The organism is Janthinobacterium sp. 344 (genome assembly GCF_900112025.1).
GTDB lineage: Bacteria > Pseudomonadota > Gammaproteobacteria > Burkholderiales > Burkholderiaceae_D > Janthinobacterium.
Genome location: NZ_FOKL01000015.1, coordinates 50,071 through 70,849, shown reverse-complemented (window position 1 = coordinate 70,849; position 20,779 = coordinate 50,071). Strand labels below are relative to the sequence as shown.

At 64.6% G+C, this 20,779-nt stretch carries 20 protein-coding genes; 9 read left to right on the top strand and 11 right to left on the bottom strand.

Annotated features, from left to right (window positions below; all coding sequences use genetic code 11):
- Positions 1–389 precede the first annotated feature (389 nt).
- Complete coding sequence (locus BM193_RS26830) at positions 390–2,045, top strand: methyl-accepting chemotaxis protein (protein ID WP_092803920.1); 1,656 nt, start codon at positions 390–392, stop codon at positions 2,043–2,045.
- Between the two features lie 95 nt (positions 2,046–2,140).
- Here BM193_RS26830 and bamE read toward each other — a convergent pair whose 3' ends face one another.
- Genes bamE through BM193_RS26810 form a run of 5 tightly spaced genes read right to left on the bottom strand, consistent with a single transcriptional unit; the run spans position 2,141 to position 5,592 of the window.
- A complete protein-coding gene (gene bamE, locus BM193_RS29230; RefSeq protein ID WP_254786440.1) occupies positions 2,141–2,437 on the bottom strand; it encodes an outer membrane protein assembly factor BamE domain-containing protein in 297 nt (98 codons plus the stop codon).
- 8 nt (positions 2,438–2,445) lie between these two features.
- Positions 2,446–3,246, bottom strand: coding sequence for a hypothetical protein (locus BM193_RS26825; protein ID WP_254786439.1), 801 nt, complete (start codon positions 3,244–3,246; stop codon positions 2,446–2,448).
- A 49-nt stretch (positions 3,247–3,295) separates the two neighbouring features.
- A complete protein-coding gene (locus BM193_RS26820) occupies positions 3,296–3,655 on the bottom strand; it encodes a nucleotide pyrophosphohydrolase (protein WP_092803922.1) in 360 nt (119 codons plus the stop codon).
- Entirely contained in the window at positions 3,652–4,113 is a 462-nt protein-coding gene (locus BM193_RS26815) for a GNAT family N-acetyltransferase (protein WP_092803925.1), read from the bottom strand. Before BM193_RS26815 ends, BM193_RS26820 begins: the two co-directional genes overlap by 4 nt.
- Before the next feature lie 36 nt (positions 4,114–4,149).
- The gene (locus BM193_RS26810; protein WP_092803928.1) at positions 4,150–5,592 is read right to left on the bottom strand and encodes a cytochrome P450; all 1,443 of its coding nucleotides are present in this window, start codon (positions 5,590–5,592) and stop codon (positions 4,150–4,152) included.
- A gap of 113 nt (positions 5,593–5,705) precedes the next feature.
- Between BM193_RS26810 and BM193_RS26805 the strand changes: the two genes are divergently transcribed.
- Complete coding sequence (locus tag BM193_RS26805; RefSeq protein ID WP_254786438.1) at positions 5,706–6,563, top strand: helix-turn-helix domain-containing protein; 858 nt, start codon at positions 5,706–5,708, stop codon at positions 6,561–6,563.
- Between the two features lie 141 nt (positions 6,564–6,704).
- On the opposite strand, the gene ilvB is transcribed toward BM193_RS26805, so the two are convergent.
- Entirely contained in the window at positions 6,705–8,474 is a 1,770-nt protein-coding gene (gene ilvB / locus BM193_RS26800; protein WP_092803931.1) for a biosynthetic-type acetolactate synthase large subunit, read from the bottom strand.
- A 99-nt stretch (positions 8,475–8,573) separates the two neighbouring features.
- On the opposite strand from ilvB, the gene BM193_RS26795 reads away from it, so the two are divergent.
- The 6 genes from BM193_RS26795 to BM193_RS26770 all read left to right on the top strand — a co-directional run bounded on the left by BM193_RS26795 (position 8,574) and on the right by BM193_RS26770 (position 15,504).
- On the top strand, positions 8,574–9,035 hold the full coding sequence (locus BM193_RS26795) for an Lrp/AsnC family transcriptional regulator (protein ID WP_092803933.1): 462 nt from the start codon (positions 8,574–8,576) through the stop codon (positions 9,033–9,035).
- A 381-nt stretch (positions 9,036–9,416) separates the two neighbouring features.
- Positions 9,417–10,163, top strand: a complete 747-nt coding sequence (locus BM193_RS28995) for an NF038120 family PEP-CTERM protein (RefSeq protein ID WP_217638530.1) — start codon at positions 9,417–9,419, stop codon at positions 10,161–10,163.
- A gap of 2 nt (positions 10,164–10,165) precedes the next feature.
- Entirely contained in the window at positions 10,166–13,327 is a 3,162-nt protein-coding gene (locus BM193_RS29325) for a S8 family peptidase (protein ID WP_092803936.1), read from the top strand.
- A gap of 167 nt (positions 13,328–13,494) precedes the next feature.
- Positions 13,495–14,112 carry an AIM24 family protein gene (locus BM193_RS26780; protein WP_217638531.1) on the top strand — a complete coding sequence of 206 codons (618 nt, stop codon included), beginning with the start codon at positions 13,495–13,497 and terminating at the stop codon, positions 14,110–14,112.
- A 9-nt stretch (positions 14,113–14,121) separates the two neighbouring features.
- Positions 14,122–14,763 carry an AIM24 family protein gene (locus BM193_RS26775; protein WP_092803942.1) on the top strand — a complete coding sequence of 214 codons (642 nt, stop codon included), beginning with the start codon at positions 14,122–14,124 and terminating at the stop codon, positions 14,761–14,763.
- A gap of 3 nt (positions 14,764–14,766) precedes the next feature.
- Positions 14,767–15,504, top strand: coding sequence for an AIM24 family protein (locus BM193_RS26770; RefSeq protein ID WP_092803945.1), 738 nt, complete (start codon positions 14,767–14,769; stop codon positions 15,502–15,504).
- Here the strand turns inward: BM193_RS26770 and BM193_RS26765 are convergent.
- The 3 genes from BM193_RS26765 to BM193_RS26755 all read right to left on the bottom strand — a co-directional run bounded on the left by BM193_RS26765 (position 15,501) and on the right by BM193_RS26755 (position 18,015).
- A complete protein-coding gene (locus BM193_RS26765) occupies positions 15,501–16,457 on the bottom strand; it encodes an alpha/beta fold hydrolase (protein WP_092803948.1) in 957 nt (318 codons plus the stop codon). The genes BM193_RS26770 and BM193_RS26765 overlap by 4 nt on opposite strands.
- 90 nt (positions 16,458–16,547) lie before the next feature.
- Positions 16,548–17,342, bottom strand: a complete 795-nt coding sequence (locus tag BM193_RS26760; protein ID WP_092803951.1) for an enoyl-CoA hydratase — start codon at positions 17,340–17,342, stop codon at positions 16,548–16,550.
- Between the two features lie 43 nt (positions 17,343–17,385).
- The gene (locus BM193_RS26755) at positions 17,386–18,015 is read right to left on the bottom strand and encodes a GIN domain-containing protein (protein ID WP_092803954.1); all 630 of its coding nucleotides are present in this window, start codon (positions 18,013–18,015) and stop codon (positions 17,386–17,388) included.
- 179 nt (positions 18,016–18,194) lie between these two features.
- On the opposite strand from BM193_RS26755, the gene BM193_RS26750 reads away from it, so the two are divergent.
- A complete protein-coding gene (locus BM193_RS26750; RefSeq protein WP_092803957.1) occupies positions 18,195–18,752 on the top strand; it encodes a flavin reductase family protein in 558 nt (185 codons plus the stop codon).
- 129 nt (positions 18,753–18,881) lie between these two features.
- On the opposite strand, the gene gdhA is transcribed toward BM193_RS26750, so the two are convergent.
- Entirely contained in the window at positions 18,882–20,225 is a 1,344-nt protein-coding gene (gene gdhA, locus BM193_RS26745; RefSeq protein WP_092803960.1) for an NADP-specific glutamate dehydrogenase, read from the bottom strand.
- A 38-nt stretch (positions 20,226–20,263) separates the two neighbouring features.
- The gene (locus tag BM193_RS28585; protein ID WP_139176365.1) at positions 20,264–20,536 is read right to left on the bottom strand and encodes a hypothetical protein; all 273 of its coding nucleotides are present in this window, start codon (positions 20,534–20,536) and stop codon (positions 20,264–20,266) included.
- Positions 20,537–20,779: the final 243 nt, after the last annotated feature.

The following is a 20,779-nucleotide window of genomic DNA, read 5'->3' as shown; positions in this document are numbered from 1 at the left end:
TCCCCCGCTGGCGCGTTCGCGCCAGTTTTTATTTTCCCCGAAGAAATGAACGTTGTCGCTGCATTACGCGTGCGGATCGTGCTCGCCATGCCTGCGCCATGGTTTGGAGCCACCGCCGTCTTTTAATCAGCGCAGTTGGCTGGTTTATCGCTCATAGCAACAATAAATAATAATTAATTAATTATTTATCGCGTTTATATTTAAAATTTTTCATTTCAATAAAATCAATCTAGTTAAGTCAAAGTCAATTCTAAAACATAAAAGAATTGCCTTTTATTATATTGTTTGACCAGCGTCACTGTCGCTGTGGCGATATCTCACCCGTGCTTGATGTGGTATATTGTTTTTATGTTTTTGTTATGCTAGTTGAAAAAAATAGAGGAGCGACGATGCGGGTCAACACGCCTATCACGCAAAATGAATACGTATTAAATGAAGGCATGACGATTGTTTCCACCACGGATTTACAGGGAAACATCAATTACGCCAATCCGTATTTTATTGAAGTCAGCGGCTTTTCAGAAATGGAGCTGCTGGGTGCGCCACAAAATATCCTGCGCCATCCCGATATGCCGGCCGAGGCGTTTGCCGACCTGTGGCAAACCATCAAGACGGGCATGCCGTGGACGGGCATGGTCAAGAACCGCTGCAAGAACGGCGATTTCTACTGGGTCTTTGCGAATATCACGCCTGTCATCGAAAATGGCCGCCCGATCGGTTATATGTCCGTGCGCACCAAGCCCACGCGCGAGCAGATCAACGAGGCGGCCGCCCTGTATAAGAGTTTCAAGGATGGCAATTCCGCCAACCTGGCGATCCGCAATGGCCGCGTCGTGCGCCAGGGCTGGGCCGCCAAGCTGGCCGAATGGCGCAAGCTGACCCTGTCGCAAGACCTGGCCCTGCATGCGCTGATCTTTGGCGTGGTGCTGGCCGTGCTCGGCTGCGCCGTGTGGAATATCGATGGCGACACCAGCACGGCCACGCGCAGCTGGCTCAGCGGCGCCGCCGCCGCGGCCGTCGTGCTGATGCTGTATTTCTGGGCGCATCTGCACCATTCCATCGTCGTGCCGCTGAACGACGCCATCACCGTGGCGCGCAAGATGGCGGGCGGCGACTTGACGGGCGTCATCGACAAGGTGCGCGACGACGACATGGGCCAGTTGATGGCCGCCTTGCGCCAGACAAATATCAACCTGCACAGCATCATTGGCGACGTGCGCGCCAATTTCGAGGATATCCGCATCACCACGGCGGAAATCGCCACGGGCAATATGGACCTGTCCAGCCGCACGGAATCGCAGGCGTCCAGCCTGGAGCAGACGGCGGCCAGCATGGAGGAATTGACGTCCACCGTGCAAAACAGCGCCGACCACGTGGCCACGGCCAATGACCTGGCGGCGCAGGCATCCACGGTCGCGGCCAAGGGCGGCACCATCGTCAGCGAAGTGGTGACGACGATGGACGAGATCAGCACGTCGTCGCGCAAGATTCTCGACATCATCGGCCTCATCGACGGCATCGCCTTCCAGACGAATATCCTGGCCTTGAACGCGGCCGTGGAAGCGGCGCGCGCGGGCGAGCATGGCCGCGGCTTCGCCGTCGTGGCGGGCGAAGTGCGCAGCCTGGCGCAGCGTTCGGCGACGGCGGCCAAAGAGGTCAAGCATCTGATCGACCATTCGATCGCCACGGTCAACGCGGGCAGTGTGCTGACCAGCAATGCGGGCGCCACCATGACGGAAGTGATCGCCTCGGTGGCCCGCGTGACGGAAGTGATGGACGAGATTTCCTCCACCACGCGCGAACAGAACCAGGGCATCGGCCAGGTCAACCAGGCCGTCATCCACATGGATGGCATCACGCAGCAGAATGCGGCGCTGGTGGAGCAGGCGGCGGCCGCCGCCACCAACCTGGCGCAGCGCACCGACAGCGTGGCCCAGTCGATCGGCATCTTCAAGCTGAAGGCCTCGCCCAAGCGCAAGACTGCCGGCGTGGGCCGCAGCGTGGGCGCTGGCGTGGCGGCACGGGCCTTGTTGAAGGCAAGATAATTACCCCAACGGCGAAAGGCTGGGGTCAGTCACTGCGTGACCGGAATGCTTCCCATTGGGAGCATTCCCCCCGGGTTTTGTCTGTGGGGTGACTCTTACTTCTTCACCCGGTACACTTCCCCGCTGCGCACCTTCTTCACCACCCCATCCGCGCCAAACAAAATCACATATTCGCCTTGCGCGCCCGAGGCGGCCGGGTAGGTGTACATCCACACTTCCTTGCCACTGTCGAAGCGGATGGCCGTGCTGTCGCCCAGCGCGGCGCGCACCTGGTCGCGCGTGCTGCTGCCGACCTGCACCGTCTGTTCCAGGGTGGCATAGGGCACGTTCTTGCTGGCTTGCAAGGCGCGCGTGCCGGAACAGGCGGCCAGCAGCATGAGCAAGGCGAGCATCAGCCGCTTCATGGCGCCACCTCGTCCATATAGTCAAATTCCAGTAGGGTATCGTCGGGCCAGCTGGCGTCCCACAGGGGCGCGTAGTAGGTGCGGTCCAGCAAGACCTGGCAATCGCAGTAGGGCAGCGAGGCGGGCGTCTGCTCGCCGCCCGCGTACAGCATGGTGAACGGCAGCGCCAGGCGGCGGTCGCCATGCACGAGGGTCACGCCGAACAGGGGGCGGTCCGTGAAAAACAAATAATTGCCGTCCGGCTCAGAGCACACCTTGTCCGTGCTGTAGAGCATGCTGGACAGCCAGGCGATGATTTGCGGGTCGTTCGAGATCAGGCCGGAATCCATGCCGGCGCGGCATTCCAGGCGCAAGTCGCCCAGCCGCCGCGTGTCGGGCGGCAAGCCCGGCGTGATGACCTGCGCGCGCCAGCTCATGGTCGTGGCCTTGCGGTTGGCGATCAGCACGGCATCTTCGCGCGCCGCCTGCGCGTTGCGCACGGGGGCAAAGCTGTTGTCCTCGGCCAAGGGCAAGGGAATGCTGACGGTGTCGCCGGCGATGCGCAGCTGCACGCCCGTCATGTCCACGCCGGGCTGGCGCGGCAGCAGGCGAAAGCGCAGCACCGCCTGCGGCGCCAGCGCATGGTCGCGCTCGAAGCGGTCCACGCCCTGCAGCATCTTGCGGTAGGATTTATCGACGGGGTCGCGCGTGGCGTCCACTTTGACTTGCGGTACGGGCGCGGTTTGCGCCAGCGCAACAGTGCTGGAGAGTGACCCGGCGAGCAAGCCAGCGAGCAGCAGGGAGAGAGGAATGCGCATGTCCTTATGCTACGCTGTTTTGCGCGGCGGCCACGCACGGGTGGGTCTATCAGTACTCGCTATATTTGCGCGCGTCGCCGCGCACCTGGCGCGCCGGATATTTCTGTGCGTTCAGTGCCATCTTTTCCAGCACGGCCGCGTGCAGGTCGACGCCGCTCTTGTCGGCCAGGCGCACCAGGTACATCAGCACGTCGGCCAGTTCGTGGCGGATGCCCGCGCGCTTGGCCTCGTCCAGTTCGCAATCCGCGCCCGTCGGCAGCCACTGGTAGTGCTCCACCAGTTCCGCCACTTCCACGGACAGGGCCATGGCCAGGTTCTTCGGCGTGTGGAACTGGTCCCAGTCGCGCTCGTCGGCAAAGGCGCGCAGGCGCGCGCGGATGTCGAGCAGGCTGTCGGATGGGGCGCTCATGCGGCCGCCTGCAGCGGTTTTTCCATGAAGACACTGAACGGGTCATCGGGATAGTCGCCGTACGGCCCGCGCCGCTGGTAGCCGTGGCGCGCGTACAGGGCGATCGCCTCGGGCTGGTGGATGCCCGTTTCCAGGGTCAGCAGGCGGCAGCCGCGTGCCAGCGCCTGTTCTTCCAGCAGCGCCAGCAGGCGCTTGGCCAGGCCCAGGCCGCGGCTGTCCGGGTGCACGTACATGCGCTTGACCTCGCCGAAATCGGGCGTGACGACGATGGCGCCGCAGGCGCGCGCGCGGCCATCGGCATCGCGGGCGACGGCAAACAGCAGGGTATCGGACGGCAACGATGCCAGGTCCAGCGAGTAGACGCACTCGGCCGGGTACAGCGTCTGTTGATATGCATCAAGCTCGGCGATCAGGGTCTGCACCTCGGCTTGCTGCGGCGATTCCAGGCGGATGGTCATGGGGGAACTCGCTAATCGATGATGTCCCCCATGGTATCACTGCGGCCGCGCCAGGCGCATGCTCAGGCCGATGGGCGACATTACAAACCCCATCAGTTCCTGCGCCTCGCCGCCATCGGGCGTGTCGACGCCGGCGATGTCGAAGCTGCCCAGCAGCATGGCCATGGCAATCTTGATTTCCAGCAAGGCCAGGTAGCGGCCCGGACACGTGCGCAGGCCGGCGCCAAACGGCATGGCGGCGCGCTTGTCGTTGGCCTCTGCGCTGCCGGCCAGCCAGCGCTCGGGCTGGAACGCTTGCGCGTCAGGAAAGTGCGCATCGGAGACGCTGTCATGGCGCATCACGCACCACAGCATGCTGCCGGCGGGCACGGCCACGTCGCCCACCACCGTGTCGCGCAGCGCTTCGAGCGGAATGTAGGGCGCCACCGGCTTCAGGCGCATGGCTTCGCTGGCGCAGGCGCCCAGGTAGTCGAGGCTGTCCAGTTGCGCCAGGCTGAAGTGCGCCACGTCGGGCGCCAGGCGCCGCACTTCCTCGCGCGCCTTGGCCAGGCTGTGTGGATGGCGCTGCAGCAGGTAGATGATCCAGGAAATCGTGTTGGCCGTCGTGTCTTCGCCGGCCAGCAGCATGGTCAGCACATTGCCGGCGACGGCGCGGTCGTTCACGCCACTGCCGGGTTCGTCTGCGGCGACGATCATGGCTTCGAGCAGGTTGGGCGGGCGCACGCGCCGCGCGGGGTCTTGCTGCAGGCGCGCGCGCGCCTGCCGCACCAGGTCGGCAACGGCCACGTCCAGCGCCGCCACGTCGCGGTCCAGGCGCCGGTCGACGGGCAGCTTGACATAGCGCCAGTAGGGCAGCATCGACAGGCTGCGCCGCGCCACGGCCGGCAGGATGGCGTCCAGGTGGCGCTGGATCACGTCTTCGCCCGATTCGAGCGTGTTGACTTCGCTGCCGAAGGCCAGCCCGGCGATGATGTCGACCGTGTAGCGCTTCAGGTCGCCATCGAGGCCGATGGCCTGGCCTTGCGTGGCAGCATGCTGCCAGCGCCGCTGCAGGCGCTGCGCCACCGTCACCAGCGCGGGGAAATACGCCTTGATGGCGCCCGGCGCCATGCCGGCCATCACCATGCGGCGCTGGTTGCGCCACGCGCTGCCTTCGGCCAGGAAGACGCCGGGGTTGCCGCCCATTTCCTCCGAGACGATGTAGCTGCTGAGGGGGCGGCGGAAGCCGTCCGGGCGGTCGCGCAGCACGGCGGCCACCGCTTCGCTGTCGGCCACCACCAGCACCAGGGTGCGGCCGAACCAGGCGCGCATGAAAGGGCCATAGCGGCGCACCCAGCCTTCCACGTCGCGGTGGATGCGCGGCAGCCGCACCTGCAGCGCGTTGCCGATGATGGGCAGGGCAAACGGCCCCGGCAAGTGGCGGATCTGGCGCAGGGACGGGGTGGCGGCGGGTGCGGCGGCGTGGTCGAGTGGCGGCATGGCAAGCTCCTGTTGTCGTGGAACGATGGCATGACTGTAGCGCGCTGGCGGGCGCGCGTCTTGAACGAATACGACATCGCGCAGCATCAAAAAATGCCGGTACAATCGTCGCCATGCCTGCCGCCCCTACGCCCTTGACCCGCCTGATCGCGCCGCGCACCGCGCTCGCTTCCTGCGTGCGCGCCTTCCTCGTGCGCGACACGACGCATTGCGCGCCGCTGCCACCCCAGCAGCGCCTGAACCGCTTTCCCGCCACGCCCATGTGCTGCCTGCTGTGGACGGTCGCGGGCGACGTCGAGGCGGCCGCGCCCGCCCCCGACCTGCTGCACGTGCGCATGCCGTCCGCCCTGTTCAGCGGCCCGCGCGGCTATCCGCTGGTCAGCTACAACCCCGGTCCCGTGCACTCGTTCATGGTGATGCTGTATCCGGCCGCCCTGCATGCCTTGACGGGCATCGATATGGCGGCCCTGTTCGACCAGGTGCGCCCGCTCGCGCCCCTGTTCGACGCCGACTGGCTGGACTTGTCCGACGCCGTGCTGGCCGCGCCCGACGACGCGGCGCGCATCGCGCTGGTGGAGGCATTCCTGGCGCCGCGCTGGCAGCAGGCGCGCAAGGGCGGCGATCATCCGCCTGGCGCGATACAGGACTGGGTGCGGCGCCTGGGCGTGCAAGCGGCCTCGACGGGCCTGGCCAGCGGCGCGCGCAACATCGAGCGCCGCATCAAGGCCTGGGCCGGCCAGCCCATGCGTACCTTGCGCCGCATGCGCCGCGCGGAACAGTCATTTCTCGACGCGCGCGAGGCCATGCTGCAAGGCAATGCCTCCTGGAGCGATATCGCCGCCGAGGGCGGCTACGCCGACCAGGCCCACCTGTGCCGCGAGGTGCGCGCCATCACGGGCCTGAGCCCCACCGAGCTGGCGCGCGCCAGCCGCGAGGATGAAAGTTACTGGGTTTACCGCATCTGGGCTTGATGCCTGACCAAAGCGACTGCGCGTCGGTATAGGCGGCCTGCGATGCTCACCGTACTAGAGTACGGTTGCGCTTCTTAGCCACCTCTCCCTTCCGCTCGCGACGGTTTTGTCAGGCATCGGGACGCTGCGGGGGGACAGGGTTTACGTAGCGGGTTCCTGGAATACCACGCCTTTTGCCAAAGTGACTTCATGGTGTCCCGCGCCCGGCGCCATCATGGGGAAGCAGTTTTCCTCGCCGTGCACGCGCACGTCGAGAAAATACGGGCCGCTTGATGCCAGGCAGGCGGCCAGCGCCGCGTCGAGCTCTTCGCGCCGGCTCACCGTGTGCGCCTGCCAGCCGAAGGCGCGCGCCAGGGCGACGAAGTCGGGCAGCGCTTCCGTGTAGCTGTGGCTGTAGCGCCCGCCGTGATTGAGTTCCTGCCACTGGCGCACCATGCCCATGTAGCCATTGTTCGACAGCACCACCTTCACGGGCAGGCGGTGCTGCACGGCCGTGGCCAGTTCCTGGATGTTCATCAGGATCGAGGCGTCGCCGCTGACGCACACCACGGTTTTTTGCGCATGGGCGATCTGCGCGCCGATGGCTGCCGGCAAGCCATAGCCCATGGTGCCGGCGCCGCCCGACGTCAGCCAGCGGCGCGGCTGCTCGAAGCGCAAATGCTGCGCGGCCCACATCTGGTGCTGGCCCACGTCGGTGGAAACGATGGCGTCGCCGCCATCCATGCTGTCCAGCGCCGCCTGCAGCCGGCACATCAGCGCCTGCGGCGCGATCACCTCCGGCGTGTCGTCGAAGGCCAGCGACTGCTGCGCGCGCCAGCCATCGATGCGCGACCACCATGGCTGGCGGTCCGCCAGCAATCGCCCGCGCAGCTGCGCCAGCAAGGCATTGAGCACGGGAGCGCAATCGCCGCGCAGGGCCACGTCGGCATGCACCACCTTGCCGATGGACGCCGGGTCGATGTCGATATGGATGACCTTGGCGCCGGGACTGAAGGCGTCCAGTCTGCCTGTCACCCGGTCGTCGAAGCGGGCACCGACGCAGACGATGAGGTCCGCATGGTGCATGGCCAGGTTCGCTTCCAGGGTGCCGTGCATGCCCAGCATGCCGAGGAAGGCCGGGTGCGAGGCGGGAAACGCGCCCAGGCCCAACAAGGTCAGGGTGCACGGCGCGCCCGCCAGTGTCACCAACTGTTGCAAAGCGGCGCAGGCGGCCGGGCCGGAATTGACGAGGCCGCCGCCGCCGTAAAACACGGGCTGGCGCGCGGACGCGATCAGGCCGGCGGCCAGGTCCAGGTCTGCGCTGTCGGGCAGCGCTGCGGCGACGCCAGAGGCGGGCGGCAGGGGCGCGGTGTCGATGACCTGCGCCAGTTGCAAGTCCTTGGGGAAATCGACCAGCACGGGACCGGGCCGGCCTTGCGTGGCTTGCGCGTACGCCTGGCGCAGCACGTCCGCCGTTTCATCGGCCGCGCGGATTTGCCGGTTCCACTTGGTGACGGGACGCGAAATGCCCAGCGCGTCGCATTCCTGGAAGGCGTCGGTGCCGATGCTGCCGGTGGCCACCTGGCCGCTGATGCAGATCACGGGAACCGAATCGCACAGGGCGTCGAGCAAGCCCGTGGTGGTATTGCTCATGCCGGGGCCGGACGTGACGAAGACCACGCCGGGCCGGCCCGTGCTGCGCGCATAGCCTTCGGCCGCATGCACGGCGGCCTGTTCGTGGCGCACCAGCACGTGGCGCAGGCGGGGCTCGGCGTGCAGCGCGTCATACAAGGGCAGCACGGCGCCACCGGGGTAGCCGAAGACGGTGTCGACGCCCAGCGCCAGCAGGGTGTCGATGAGGACGCTGGCGCCGTTGCTCGGAGCAGGTGAGCCGGCGGGCGCGGCGAGGAGGGGAGCGGGATCATTTTTCATGGCCCTATTTTCTGCCTGATGTCGCAGAAAAGGCTGCTGCCTTTCTCGCGTAAGATGCGATATTCAGCAAAATTTGCTGTAAAACGAGGAAAATAAAGAATGAAGCTGGATAAATTCGACCTTGCCATCCTGACGGCCCTGCAGCAGGACGCCCGTATCAGCCTGCACGACTTGAGCGCGCAGGTGGGCCTGACCTCGTCGCCTTGCTGGGCGCGCATCAAGCGCATGGAAGACGACGGCGTCATCGAAGGCTATACGGTGCATGTGAACGCGGCCAAGGTGGGGCTGGCCGATACCGTCATCGTGCAGGTGACGCTGGATGACCATTCCGACCAGGCGCTGTTTGAATTCGGCCACGCGCTGGCGCTGATCCCGGAAGTGCTGGAAGCGTTCCTCGTGTCGGGCGACTACGACTATTACCTGCGCATCGCCGTGAGCGACACGCGCGACTACGAGCGCCTGCTGCGCGAGCGTCTGTACAAGATTCCCGGCATCCGCCACAGCAAATCGAGTTTTGTGCTGCGCCAGCTCAAGCAGAGCTATCTGCCGCTGCAGCGTTGACGCGGGCGATGCGCCAGGCGCGGTTTTCGAGCATAGCCGAAGTCGCTCAGGTGTGCTGTGGCGCACGGCTGGAAACAGCGCAGGTTGTTGTGCAAATGAAACGTTGAGATTTCTCAGATGTCATAGCTAAAACAAAATAAAAGTTTGGAAAGCTAGAGGAAAAATAAATAAATAATAATAAAAAAATGATATTTGTTTTGTGCGGTTTGCTATATTCATTGACACTTTTGTGAAAAAGCTGAAAGCGGGCACAGACCTGCCGACCTCTCTACCCACAACAATCAAGGGAACAGAATGAATCGTCTATCGCATCCAGCGCGGGTATCGCCCGCCACCGTCAATCCACCCGCTACCCGCGGTCGCACAACCTTGCGCACAAGCGTGTTCTCCGCCTTGGCCACCTTGTCCATGCTGGCTGCGGCGCCGGCCATGGCCGATGTCCTGCACTTCGACAACCTGCTGCCCGACGTGTATGAAAGCGGCCAGACCCTCAATACGTCGAGCTACAACCTGCTGTTCCTGGCCGATCCGACCACCGCCGCCGGCGGCGGCGTGAGCGGCGTGGGCGCCATCCTCGATGGCCGCGCGGGTTCCTCGTGCGACATCGCCGCCTGCCCGCAAGGCGCCACCGGCAACTACCTGGCCATCCTCAACGACGGCGGCGTGAATTTCTCGCGCGCCGATCACCAGGCATTTACCCTGGGCGGCTTCGACTATTCCTTCATCGCCCCCGTCTCCGGCTTGCCGGACCAGAATTGGGGCCAGCTGCAGCTGAGCGGCACCCTGAGCAATGGCCAGGTCGTGACCACTTCGCTGGCGTTTCCGGGCCAGGGCAGCGATGGCAATTACGCTTTCCGGACGGCTTCGCTGCTGGGCGGTTTCAGCAACTATGTTTTCACCGGCCTGACCTTCAATGCCTGCATCTTCAATGAGAGCGGCATGTGCAGCAATTCCCTCGATTTCCCCGCCTTTAACCAGGGCCAGTTCGCGCTCGACAATATCAACATCAGCGCCGTGCCGGAACCGTCGACCTACATGCTGCTGCTGGCCGGCCTGGGCGCCATCGGCATGCTGTCGCGCCGCCGTGCCGGCAAGATCGTCGGCAACGCCAGCGTGCAAGGAGCGTGAGAATGAAACTTCGTCCCGTCTCCCTCGCCATCCTGCTGCTGGCCGCCAGCGTCGCCCAATCGGCCCAGGCGCAAGAGCGCCGTTCCTACATCGTGCAACTGGTCGACAAGCCGGCCGCCGCCTACACGGGGCAGATCGATGGCCTGGCCGCCACCAAGCCGGCGCCGGGCGCGCGCATCAATGTGGGCGCCGCCGATGTGCAGGCTTACCTGACCTACCTTGACACCAAGCAGGCCGCCGTGGCCGGCACCGTCAGCGCCGCGCAAATCACGCATCAGTACAACGTCGTCTTCAACGGCTTTTCGGCCTTGCTGACGGACGATGAAGTGCGGGCCCTGAAGAAAAACAGCGGCGTGGCCAACATCAGCGCCGATTCCATCCTGCAACTCGACACCAGCTATACGCCGACCTTCCTGGGCCTGGACAAGCCGGGCGGCATCTGGGAACAGCTGGGCGGCACGGCGCATGCCGGTGAAGACGTCATCCTCGGCATCGTCGACAGCGGCATCTGGCCGGAAAACACGGCGTTTGCCGACCGCCTCGACGAGAGCGGCGTGCCTAGCCACAGCGGCAACAACGTCGTGTACGGCGCGCCGCCAGCCAGCTGGCATGGGGAGTGCCAGACCGGTGAAGGTTTTTCCGCCGACAATTGCAACAATAAACTGATCGGCGCGCGCTATTACCGCGCCTCGTCGGCCGCCCTGCACTGGACGGAATTCCGTTCGCCGCGGGACTCCGTGGCCGGCCTGACGGGCCATGGCGGCCATGGCACGCACACGGCATCGACGGCTGGCGGCAACCATGGCGCCCTGGCCACCTCGAACGGGGTGTCGCTGGGCAAGGCGTCGGGCATGGCGCCACGCGCGCGCATCGCCGCCTACAAAGTCTGCTGGACAGACGGGGCGACGGGCAAGAATGGCTGCGCCACGGCCGACAGCGTGGCGGCCATCGACCAGGCCGTCAAGGATGGCGTCAACGTCATCAACTTCTCCATCGGCCCGAACGCGGGCGGCGGCGCGTTTGACGAAGCGACGGAACAGGCTTTCCTGGGCGCCGCCAACGCGGGCGTCTTCGTCGCCACTTCCGGCGGCAATTCCGGCCCATCCACGCCGGCGCCAAGCGTGCCGGCACCCGTGTCGCACATCAGTCCCTGGCTGGCGACGGTGGCCAATTCCACCCACAACCGCCTGTACGCGGGCAATGTCATCCTTAGCAACGGCACCCGCCTGGAAGGCGCATCGAGCAATGCCAACACGCCGGCGCTGCCGCTGATCCGCTCGCGCGACGCGGGCCTGGCCGGCATTTCGCCGACGGACGTCAACCTGCTGCGCTGCTACGGCGCGGCCGACGCCACCCCGGCCTACCTCGATCCGGCGAAAGTGGCGGGCAAGGTGCTGGTGTGCGACCGCGGCGGCAACGTGCTGGTCAACAAGAGCGCTAACGCCAAGACGGCCGGCGCGGCAGGCGTGGTCATCGCCAACGTGGCCGGCGGCGCCAACACCATCGTCAACCAGGCGCACGTGCTGTCGACCGTGCACCTGGCGCAGGCGCAGGGCGACGCGCTGAAAGCCTTCATGGCCTCCAGTCCGGACGGCAAGGCGGCATTGGGCGAGATCCATACCGTTGCCGACACGACGGTGCAGGCGCCGATCGTCAGCGACCGCTCCTCGCGCGGGCCGAACGTGGCCAACGCGAACATCCTGAAACCCGACCTCTCGGCACCGGGCACCAACATCCTCGCTGGCGTGACGGCCGACCTGACGCCGGCGCAGCGCGATGCCGTGGCGGCGGGCGGCGTGGCGCCGACGGCGGAATGGGATTTCTATTCCGGCACCTCGATGGCCAGCCCGCATGTGGCTGGCGTGGCGGCGCTGTTGCGGCAACAGCATCCTGACTGGTCGCCCGCGGCCATCAAGTCGGCGCTGATGACGACGGCCTTCAGCACCTTGCCCGATGGCTTGAACGGTTCCGTGTCGTGGGATGCCACGGCGAAGAACTCGGGTCAGCTGCCATGGGGCCAGGGCGCCGGCCACATCGCGCCGAACAGCGCGGCCGATCCGGGCCTGGTGTACGACCTGTCGGAAATCGACTATGCGCGCTTCCTGTGCGGCTTGAATATCCGTACGCAATATTCCGCCAATTGCGCCACCACCGGCAGCATCGCCGCCTATAACCTGAACCTGGCGTCGCTGACGGCGGCCAACGTGCTGGGCACGCAGACCCTGACGCGCACGGTGACGAACGTGGGCAGCAGCAGCGCCGTGTACAACGCCTCGGCCAGTCTGCCCGGCTACACGGTGGCCGTGACACCGTCCAGCCTGAGCCTGGCACCGGGTGCGAAGGCGCAGTTCCAGGTCAAGCTGACGCGCACCACGGCACCGCTCGACACCTGGGTGTATGGCGCGCTTTCCTGGACGGATGGCACGCATACGGTGCGCAGCCCGCTGACGGCGCGCGGCAGCATTCTCGTGGCCACGCCGCTGGTGAAGAGCGAGGCGGCCACGGGCAGCAAGGTCGTGACCCTGGGCACGGGCTTTGCGGGACCATTGGTGGGCGTCAAGTCGGGCCTGATCGAAGCCGTGCGTGAAACGCGCACGATCGGCCAGGCCAACAACTCCACGGCGTCGGCCAGCTGCAAGGCCGGTGGCGCCACGGGGGTGAATGTGCACAACGTGGTGATTCCTGCCGGCACCCTGGCGGCGCGCTTTGCCACCTATGACGCGGAAACCACGGGCGGCGCGAATACCGACATGGACATGGAGGTCTACAACGCCGCCAATGTGCTGGTCGGCAGCAGCGGCAACCAAAGTTCGAATGAGCAAGTCGAACTGCGCTTGCCGGCCGCCGGCACGTACAAGGTGTGCCTGATCGGCTACGCGCCGCAAAATGGCCAGGCCAACTACACCCTGTCGTCGTGGGTGCTGGCGCCGGGCTTGAGCAATGGCGGCTTCAAGGCGCTGATGCCGGGCACGGCCTTCATGGGCGGGACCGCTTCCGTGGCGCTGAGCTGGTCGAACCTGGCCGAAGGCAAGCGCCACCTGGGCGCCGTCGGCTACCAGGTCGCTGGCGTGGTGCAGGGCATCACGGTGGTCGAGGTCAATACCGATGATCCCGTGCCGCTGGCGCAGGACGCGCGCGGCGACAAGCCGGTGCTGGCCGATTAAGCTGTTTCCTGGCTGACTACAGGGCGTGCCTTCGGGCACGCTTTTTTTTTGCGCGCCTGGCCCATCCCGGCGCGTTCGCCAGGAATAGCGCTTGCGCGGCGGCAAAGGCACCGGTATCTTGTCGCACAGCCATGGCTTTGTGTCCTGGCATTCTTGGGGAGTCGCGCGTGACCAGTTTCCGCACCAATACCGACCGCCTGCTGGAAGTGCGCCTGCAGGATGAAAAAGTGCTGGCCATCGCTGGCGCCATGGTCGCCTACACGGGCAGCATCAAATTTGAAAAATCCCTGCTGGGGGGCGAGGGCCTGTTTGGCGCGCTCAAGCGCAAGGTGACGAACGAAGGCATGCAGGTGATGCAGGCCGCTGGCACGGGAACGGTGTTTTTTGCGCAGAATGCGGCCGAGATCACCGTCATGGCGTTGACGGGCGAAAAGCTGACCATCGAAAGCAGCAGCCTGCTGGCCTACGACACGAGCCTGAAGACGGGCACCAGCTTTGCCGGCCTGCGCGGCGCCAGCTCGGGCCAGGGCCTGTTCTCCACCACCGTCGAAGGCCACGGCAACCTGGCCGTCATTTCGCGCGGCAACCTGATCATGCTGGAAGTGACGCCAGCGCACCCGCTGCGCGTGGACCCGGACGCCTTTGTCGGCTTCAAGGGCGATATCCGCCAGGAATTTGTCTTCGACGTCAACTGGCGCACGATGATCGGCGAAAGCTCGGGCGAGTCGTACCAGCACAAATTCACAGGCCAGGGCGTGGTGTTCATCCAGCCCGCCGAACGCTAGGAGCGCGCGATGCCCGTCTATCAGCAAATCAATGAAAAGATGCTCGAGGTTAAGCTCGGCAATGAAGAAGTCTTCGCCCGCAAGGGTTCCATGGTGGCCTACCAGGGCGATGTGGCGTTCAGCCGCTCGTTCCTGGCGGGCCAGGGCGTGCAAAGCCTGGCCATGCGCGCCGTCACGAACGAAGGCTACGCGATGATGTCGGCGCGCGGCAGCGGCAGCGTGTTTTATGCGCACGCGGGCCTGTTCGTCAGCATCGTCCCCGTGCGCGGCGAAACGTTTTACGTGGAAAGCGACTCCTTGCTGGCCTTCGACGCGCGCCTGACGGCCGGCACCATGTTCCTCGGCAACCAGGGCGGCGTGCAGGGCGTGGTGCGCGGCATGGCTTCCGGCCAAGGGCTGTTTACCACCACCCTGCAAGGCACGGGCGAGGTGGCGATTTTGTCCGACGGCAATGCCATCGGCTTGCCCGTCACGCCGGACGTGCCCGTCTTTGTCGACCCGCAGGCGTATATCGGCCACACGGGCCAGCTCAGTTCGGCCATCGTCACGGACCTGAACTGGAAAACCTTCGTCGGCCAGACCTCGGGCGAGTCGTACCAGGTGAAGTTCACGGGCCAGGGCACGGTCTACATTCAAGCGAGCGAAAGGTAAGCCATGACGATTTATCACCCAGAGACCTTGCCGAAGAACGATAACCTGAACCGTTTTTCGTATGTCATCGACGTCAAGGAGCAGATCTTCATTCGCAAGGGCAAGATGATCGCCTTTTATGGCGAGCTGCGCTTCGAAGCCATGGGCAGCAGCGTGCTCGACCTGATCGTGCGCAACGCCTTCAACGCGCCGAAATACGTGCACCACTTTGTCGTGGCGCAAGGACAGGGCCAGTTGATCCTGGGCGACAACGGCAACGACCTGGCGTGCTACGACCTGGACAACGCCAACATGACCATCCGCGCGAAAAACCTGCTGGGTTTTACCAAGGATGTGATTTGCCAGGAATCCACCTTGCCCGGCTATCTGACCATGATCGGCAGCGGGAAAGTCATCGCCTCGTCGAACGGCCCCGTGCATTTCCTGGAATTGCCATGCCGGGTCGACGAGCAGGCCGTGCTGGGCTGGGCCGACTGCCCCAGTCCCTCCTATCACTACGATTACGCCCATGTGCAGGGCTGGGCCTCGGCCGCCGGCGCCCTGACGGGGTTTACCCTGTCGGGCGAGGAAAAGCAGATCGACTTCACGGGCGCCGGCACGGTGCTGGTGCAGTCGTCCGAGCTGGACGTGACGGGCAGCTCGGCCCTGGCCAATCTGCTGGCGCAATTGCCGCTGCTGGGCAGGGAAGACTTGGGCAAGCTGAGCCTGTCCGTGCAGCAGCAGATGAAGGACAGCCGCTAACGCAAAAAGTCGTCCAGCGCCGCCAGCACCTGCTCTGGCGCCTCGTCGATCAGCCAGTGTCCCGTGTCGGGAATGATGACGCTGTGCACATCGGTGGCCACCAGCGCCACCTGGCGGCCGAGGAAGGTGTTGGCTGACTTTTCGCCGGCAATGGTCAGCACGGGCATGGGCAGGCTGGTGTCGGCCAGGCGGATGAAGTCGCGCGCATCGTTGTCGAAATCGCTGAAATAGGAAAACCCCGCGCGCATGCCGCCCGGTTGCGCATACGCGGCCGTGTAGATGCGCCGGTCCGCTTCCTTGACGGACTTGTTGCGGTTGGCTGACATATCGTTCCAGAAATGCTCGAAATACAGGCGCTCGCGCCCCTTGACGAGGGCCAGCGGCGTGTCGCCATAGAAATGAAAATGCCAGACGGCCTGTGCGGGAAACGCGTTGCGCCAGTCGCCGATGCCGGGCAGGAAGGCATCCATCAGCACCACTCTTTCCGTATCGGCCGGAAATTGCGCCGCGTAGGCGTAGGCCACCATCATGCCGATGTCGTGGCCCACCAGCGCGGCAGGCTGCGTCGATACCTGGCGCACCAGGGCATGGATATCGCTGGCCATGGTCACCTTGTCGTAGCCGCCCGGCGGCCGTTCGGAAGCGCCCGCGCCGCGCAGGTCCGGCACGATCACCGTGTGCGTGCGGGCCAGCGCCAGCATGGCCGGCCCCCACATGTGGCCCGTCTGGGCATAACCGTGCAGCAAGACCACGGGCTTGCCCCAGCCGCCGACGCGATAATGCAGGCGCACGCCATTGACGTGAATAAATTTGTCGCTGAAACCGGGCAGCGGCGGCGAGAGTGCCGCCGTGGCAGGGGCACGTGCAGCGCCCGCCGCCAGGGCCAGGCCGGACAGTGCGAGCAGGGTGGCCGCGGCGAGGGCGCGGGTGAAAGTGCGGTGCAGGATGCGCATGGCAGGCTCCGTCAGTCAGGGAGCTTTCACTCTAGGCCATTGCCGCGCGCGCATGCGGAACTAGATCATGTCCGCGGCGGATAAGGGGCCCTATGTCTGCCAGCGTGGTGCGCGCTTTTCCAGGAAGGCGGCAACGCCTTCGTGCGCGTCGTCTTCCATCATGTTGCGTGCCATGACGTCGCCAGCGCAGGCATACGCTTCCTCCAGCGGCAGCTGGCGCTGTTTGTAAAACAGTTGCTTGCCATAGCGGATGGCTGCCGGGCTCTTTGCCATGATCTGCTGCGCCAGGCCCGCCACGGCGGCGTCGAGGGCGTCGTCCGCCACGGCCTCGTTGACCAGCCCCCAGGCAGCGGCCGTGTCGGCGTCGATGAAGCGGCCCGTGACCAGCATGTCGAAGGCCCGCTTGGGCGAGACATTGCGCGACAGGGCCACCGACGGCGTGGCGCAGAACAGGCCCACGTTGATGCCGGAGACGGCAAAGCGGGCGGACGTGCCCGCCACAGCCAGGTCGCAGCTGGCCACCAGCTGGCAGCCGGCCGCCGTGGCGATGCCGTGCACGCGGGCAATCACGGGCACGGGCAGGGCCTGGATGGCTTGCATCACGCGCGAGCATTGCGCGAACAGGGTTTGATAGTAATCGAGGCGGCGCGTGGCCTGCATCTGGCGCAAGTCGTGGCCCGCGCAAAAGGCCTTGCCTTCGGCGGCCAGCACCACGCAGCGCACGTGCGGCTGGCGCGCGATGGCGTCGAACGCTTCTTGCAGGGCCGCCAGCATGGCTTCGGACAGGGCATTGAATTGCAGGGGGCGGTTCAGGCGCAGGGTGACGAGGCCATCGTGCTCCTCGCGCAGCACCAGCGGCGCGCCCGTATCGGCTGTTGCGGTCATGCGGTCTCCAGTGGCCTGATGGCCTTGTTTTTTTCAGGAAATCTTACTTGGCGGCGTTGACGCTGCCGATGCCGGCGATCGACTTGTGCACGAGCTTGGGCTTGCCGTAATAGGTCAGTTCGCCCATGCCGCGCACCACGGCGTTCAATTCACCCGAGGAATACACCTTGACGTTGCCGATGCCATCGAAATTGACGTCGACATTTCTCGCCAACAAGGCTTTCGTATCGACGTCGCCCACGCCCTGCGCCTTCAGGCGCAGCCAGTCGACATTGCCGTCGGCGGCCAGGCGGCCCGCGCCCTTGTAGCTGATGTCGACCCTGGGGCCATTGAGCTTGGTCAGGATCTTCTCGCCCGCGCCTTCGGCGATCAGCTTGCGCAAGGTGGGCATGGTGATGATGATGCGCGGATCGCCGTCCGTTTTCTTGACGCTCTTGTCCTTCAGCGAGATTTTCAGCTCGCCATCGACCACGTCCATGACAACGTTGCCGAGGAACTTCTGGTCGCCGCGCAGCAGCACGCTCTGTTCCTTGCCCGATTCGACTTCGAGGCTGATGGGACCGCGGATATCGATGGCATTGAAGGCGCCGACGGTGCGCGCCTGCTCGTCGGCATGCGCGAGGCTGGCGAGGCAGGCGAGGGACAGGGCTGGCAACAGGAACAGAGGACGCATGGCAGTTTCCTTGAGTAGTTGATCCATGTATTCTAGGGTGGAAGCTCTCGAAAAAGGGAGAAAGTTGCGATGCACTGCACAAATCGCGGCATGGACGGCGATACGCCGCCGCCGGCGAGCCGCGCGCCCGCGAGGGCGCTGTTCGGCTATGCTATGGCGTACCGCGTCCAGGAGAGCAGATGAAAAATTACCACAAAGAAGATTATCCCGTCGCCGACATCCGCCGTTTCCTCGAGCCGGGGCCGGTCGTGCTGGTCAGTTCAACGTGGAAGGGCGAGAGCAACGTCATGACCATGGGCTGGCACATGCTGATGGAATTGTCGCCATCGCTGCTGGGCTGCTTTATTTCCGACGCCAACCACAGCTATGAAATGATCAAGCGCAGCATGGCATGCGTGATCAACCTGCCCACGGCCGACATGGTCGACCAGGTGGTGGCGATCGGCAATTGCAGCGGCGAAGACACGGACAAATTTACGGCCTTCGGCTTGACGGCGCAGCCGGCCGAGCAGGTGGACGCGCCGCTGATCGCCGAGTGCTACGCCAACTTCGAATGCAAGCTGGCGCAGGTGGCGGGCAACCCGAAGGGCGGCTTCTTCATCTTCGAGTGCGTGAAAGCCCACGTGGCGACGTCGCCGAAGCTGCCCGAAACCCTGCACTACCGGGGCAATGGCGAGTTCATGGTATCGGGCCGCACCATCAGCCGCAAGAGTCTGATGAAGCCTGAGATATTGTAAACACCTGACCAAACCTACTGCGCGTCGATATAGGCGGCCTGCGATGCTCACCGTACTTCAGTACGGTTGCGCTTCTCAGCCACCTCTTTCTTCCGCTCGCTACGGTTTTGTCAGGTGTCGTTAGGCCGCTTAAATCACCCCTTGTGCCAGCATCGCATCGGCCACTTTGACGAAACCGGCAATATTGGCGCCATCCACGTAGCTGACCGTGCCATCGGCGCGCGTGCCGTACTGCTTGCACGCGGCGTGGATGCCTTGCATGATCTGCAGCAAACGCGCATCGACTTCCTCGCGCGGCCACGACATGCGCGCCGCGTTCTGGCTCATCTCCAGGCCGGACGTGGCCACGCCGCCCGCATTGCTGGCCTTGCCCGGCGCGTACAGCACGCCGGCCGCCTCGAACGCCTTGGCCGCCTCGATGGTGGTGGGCATGTTGGCGCCCTCGGCCACGCACTGCACGCCGTTGGCGATGAGCAGGCGCGCATCGGCGATATCCAGTTCATTTTGCGTGGCGCAGGGCAGGGCGATATCGACCGGCACATGCCATGGCGACACGCCTGCTTCGAAGCGCACGCCCGTGCGTTCAGCGTAGTCGCTGACCCGGCCATACAAATGGTTCTTGATTTCCATCAGGATGGCCAGTTTGTCCGGCGTAAAGCCGTCTTCATCGATGACGGTGCCGCTCGAATCGGAGACGGTGATGACTTTTGCGCCCATGGCCATGGCTTTTTCCACGGCGTACTGCGCCACGTTGCCCGAACCGGAAACGGACACGCGCATGCCTTCGAAGGAGCGGCCCCGCGTCTTCAGCATTTCCTGCGCAAAATACACGGTGCCGTAGCCCGTCGCTTCCGGCCGCATCAGCGAGCCGCCGAAGCTGGCGCCCTTGCCCGTGAACACGCAATCGGCGCGGTTGCTGAGTTTTTTCATCATGCCGGCCATATAGCCCACTTCGCGCCCGCCCACGCCGATGTCGCCGGCCGGCACGTCCGTGTCGGACCCCACATGGCGGAACAGTTCGCTCACGAAGGCTTGGCAGAAGCGCATCACCTCACCCGGGCTCTTGCCCTTCGGATCGAAATCGGCGCCGCCCTTGCCGCCGCCCATCGGTAACGTGGTCAGGGCATTCTTGAAGGTTTGTTCGAAGGCCAGGAATTTCAGCACGGACAGGGTGACGGACGGGTGGAAGCGGATGCCGCCCTTGTACGGCCCGATGGCCATGCTGTGCTGGATGCGGTAGCCGCGATTGACTTGCACTTGCCCGTGATCATCAACCCACGACACGCGGAACATCACCACGCGCTCCGGCTCGATCAAGCGTTCCAGCAAGCCTTGTTCCGCGTATTTCGGGTGCTGTTCCAGGAACGGCCACAAGCTCTCCATGACTTCGGTGACGGCTTGCAGAAACTCGGGCTGACCTGGATTGCGTGCGGCGACATGCTGGACGTACTCGTGAGCAGATGCGTATTTCATCAGAATTCCATGGAGGTGATCGGTTATTTGGGCAACTATCATCGCAGATTTTGCACGAAAATGGTGCAGAAATTTGGTTTTGAGGGGTTTCTGCTACATCGTTGCGCATTTTGGAAGGGAAATTTCGTCGCAAAAACGGGCAGTGGTCCGGTGTGAATGACGACCGACAAACAACAGCGCCTGGCGACGGAGCGGCCTGCCGGCATGCCTGGCAACGCAGCCATGTCCTGTCTTTGCTCGCGCAAGCGCGCCTGCATGCGGCTCACCTCATACCGCTGGTCACTTTCCTGCGCGTCGCCGATGGCCGCCATGGTCTTCGCCAACATGCACGGCATGAAAGCGCGGGTGCTCCCTTAGCGGGCCTCGTGTCGCAAGCTGTGCGCTATTTCGCGGGGACCGTTTTGGCCCAGGCCATAGCCATGTTACTATTTTCGACGCATCAAAATCTCATCGCGGGATGCCGGGCGGCACGGGGATAAGGCTCATCCTGTTCGCAGGGAAGGGGCGAATTCATATCATTTCCAATTGCAGGAGCGTTTCTTACCGTGTACCAC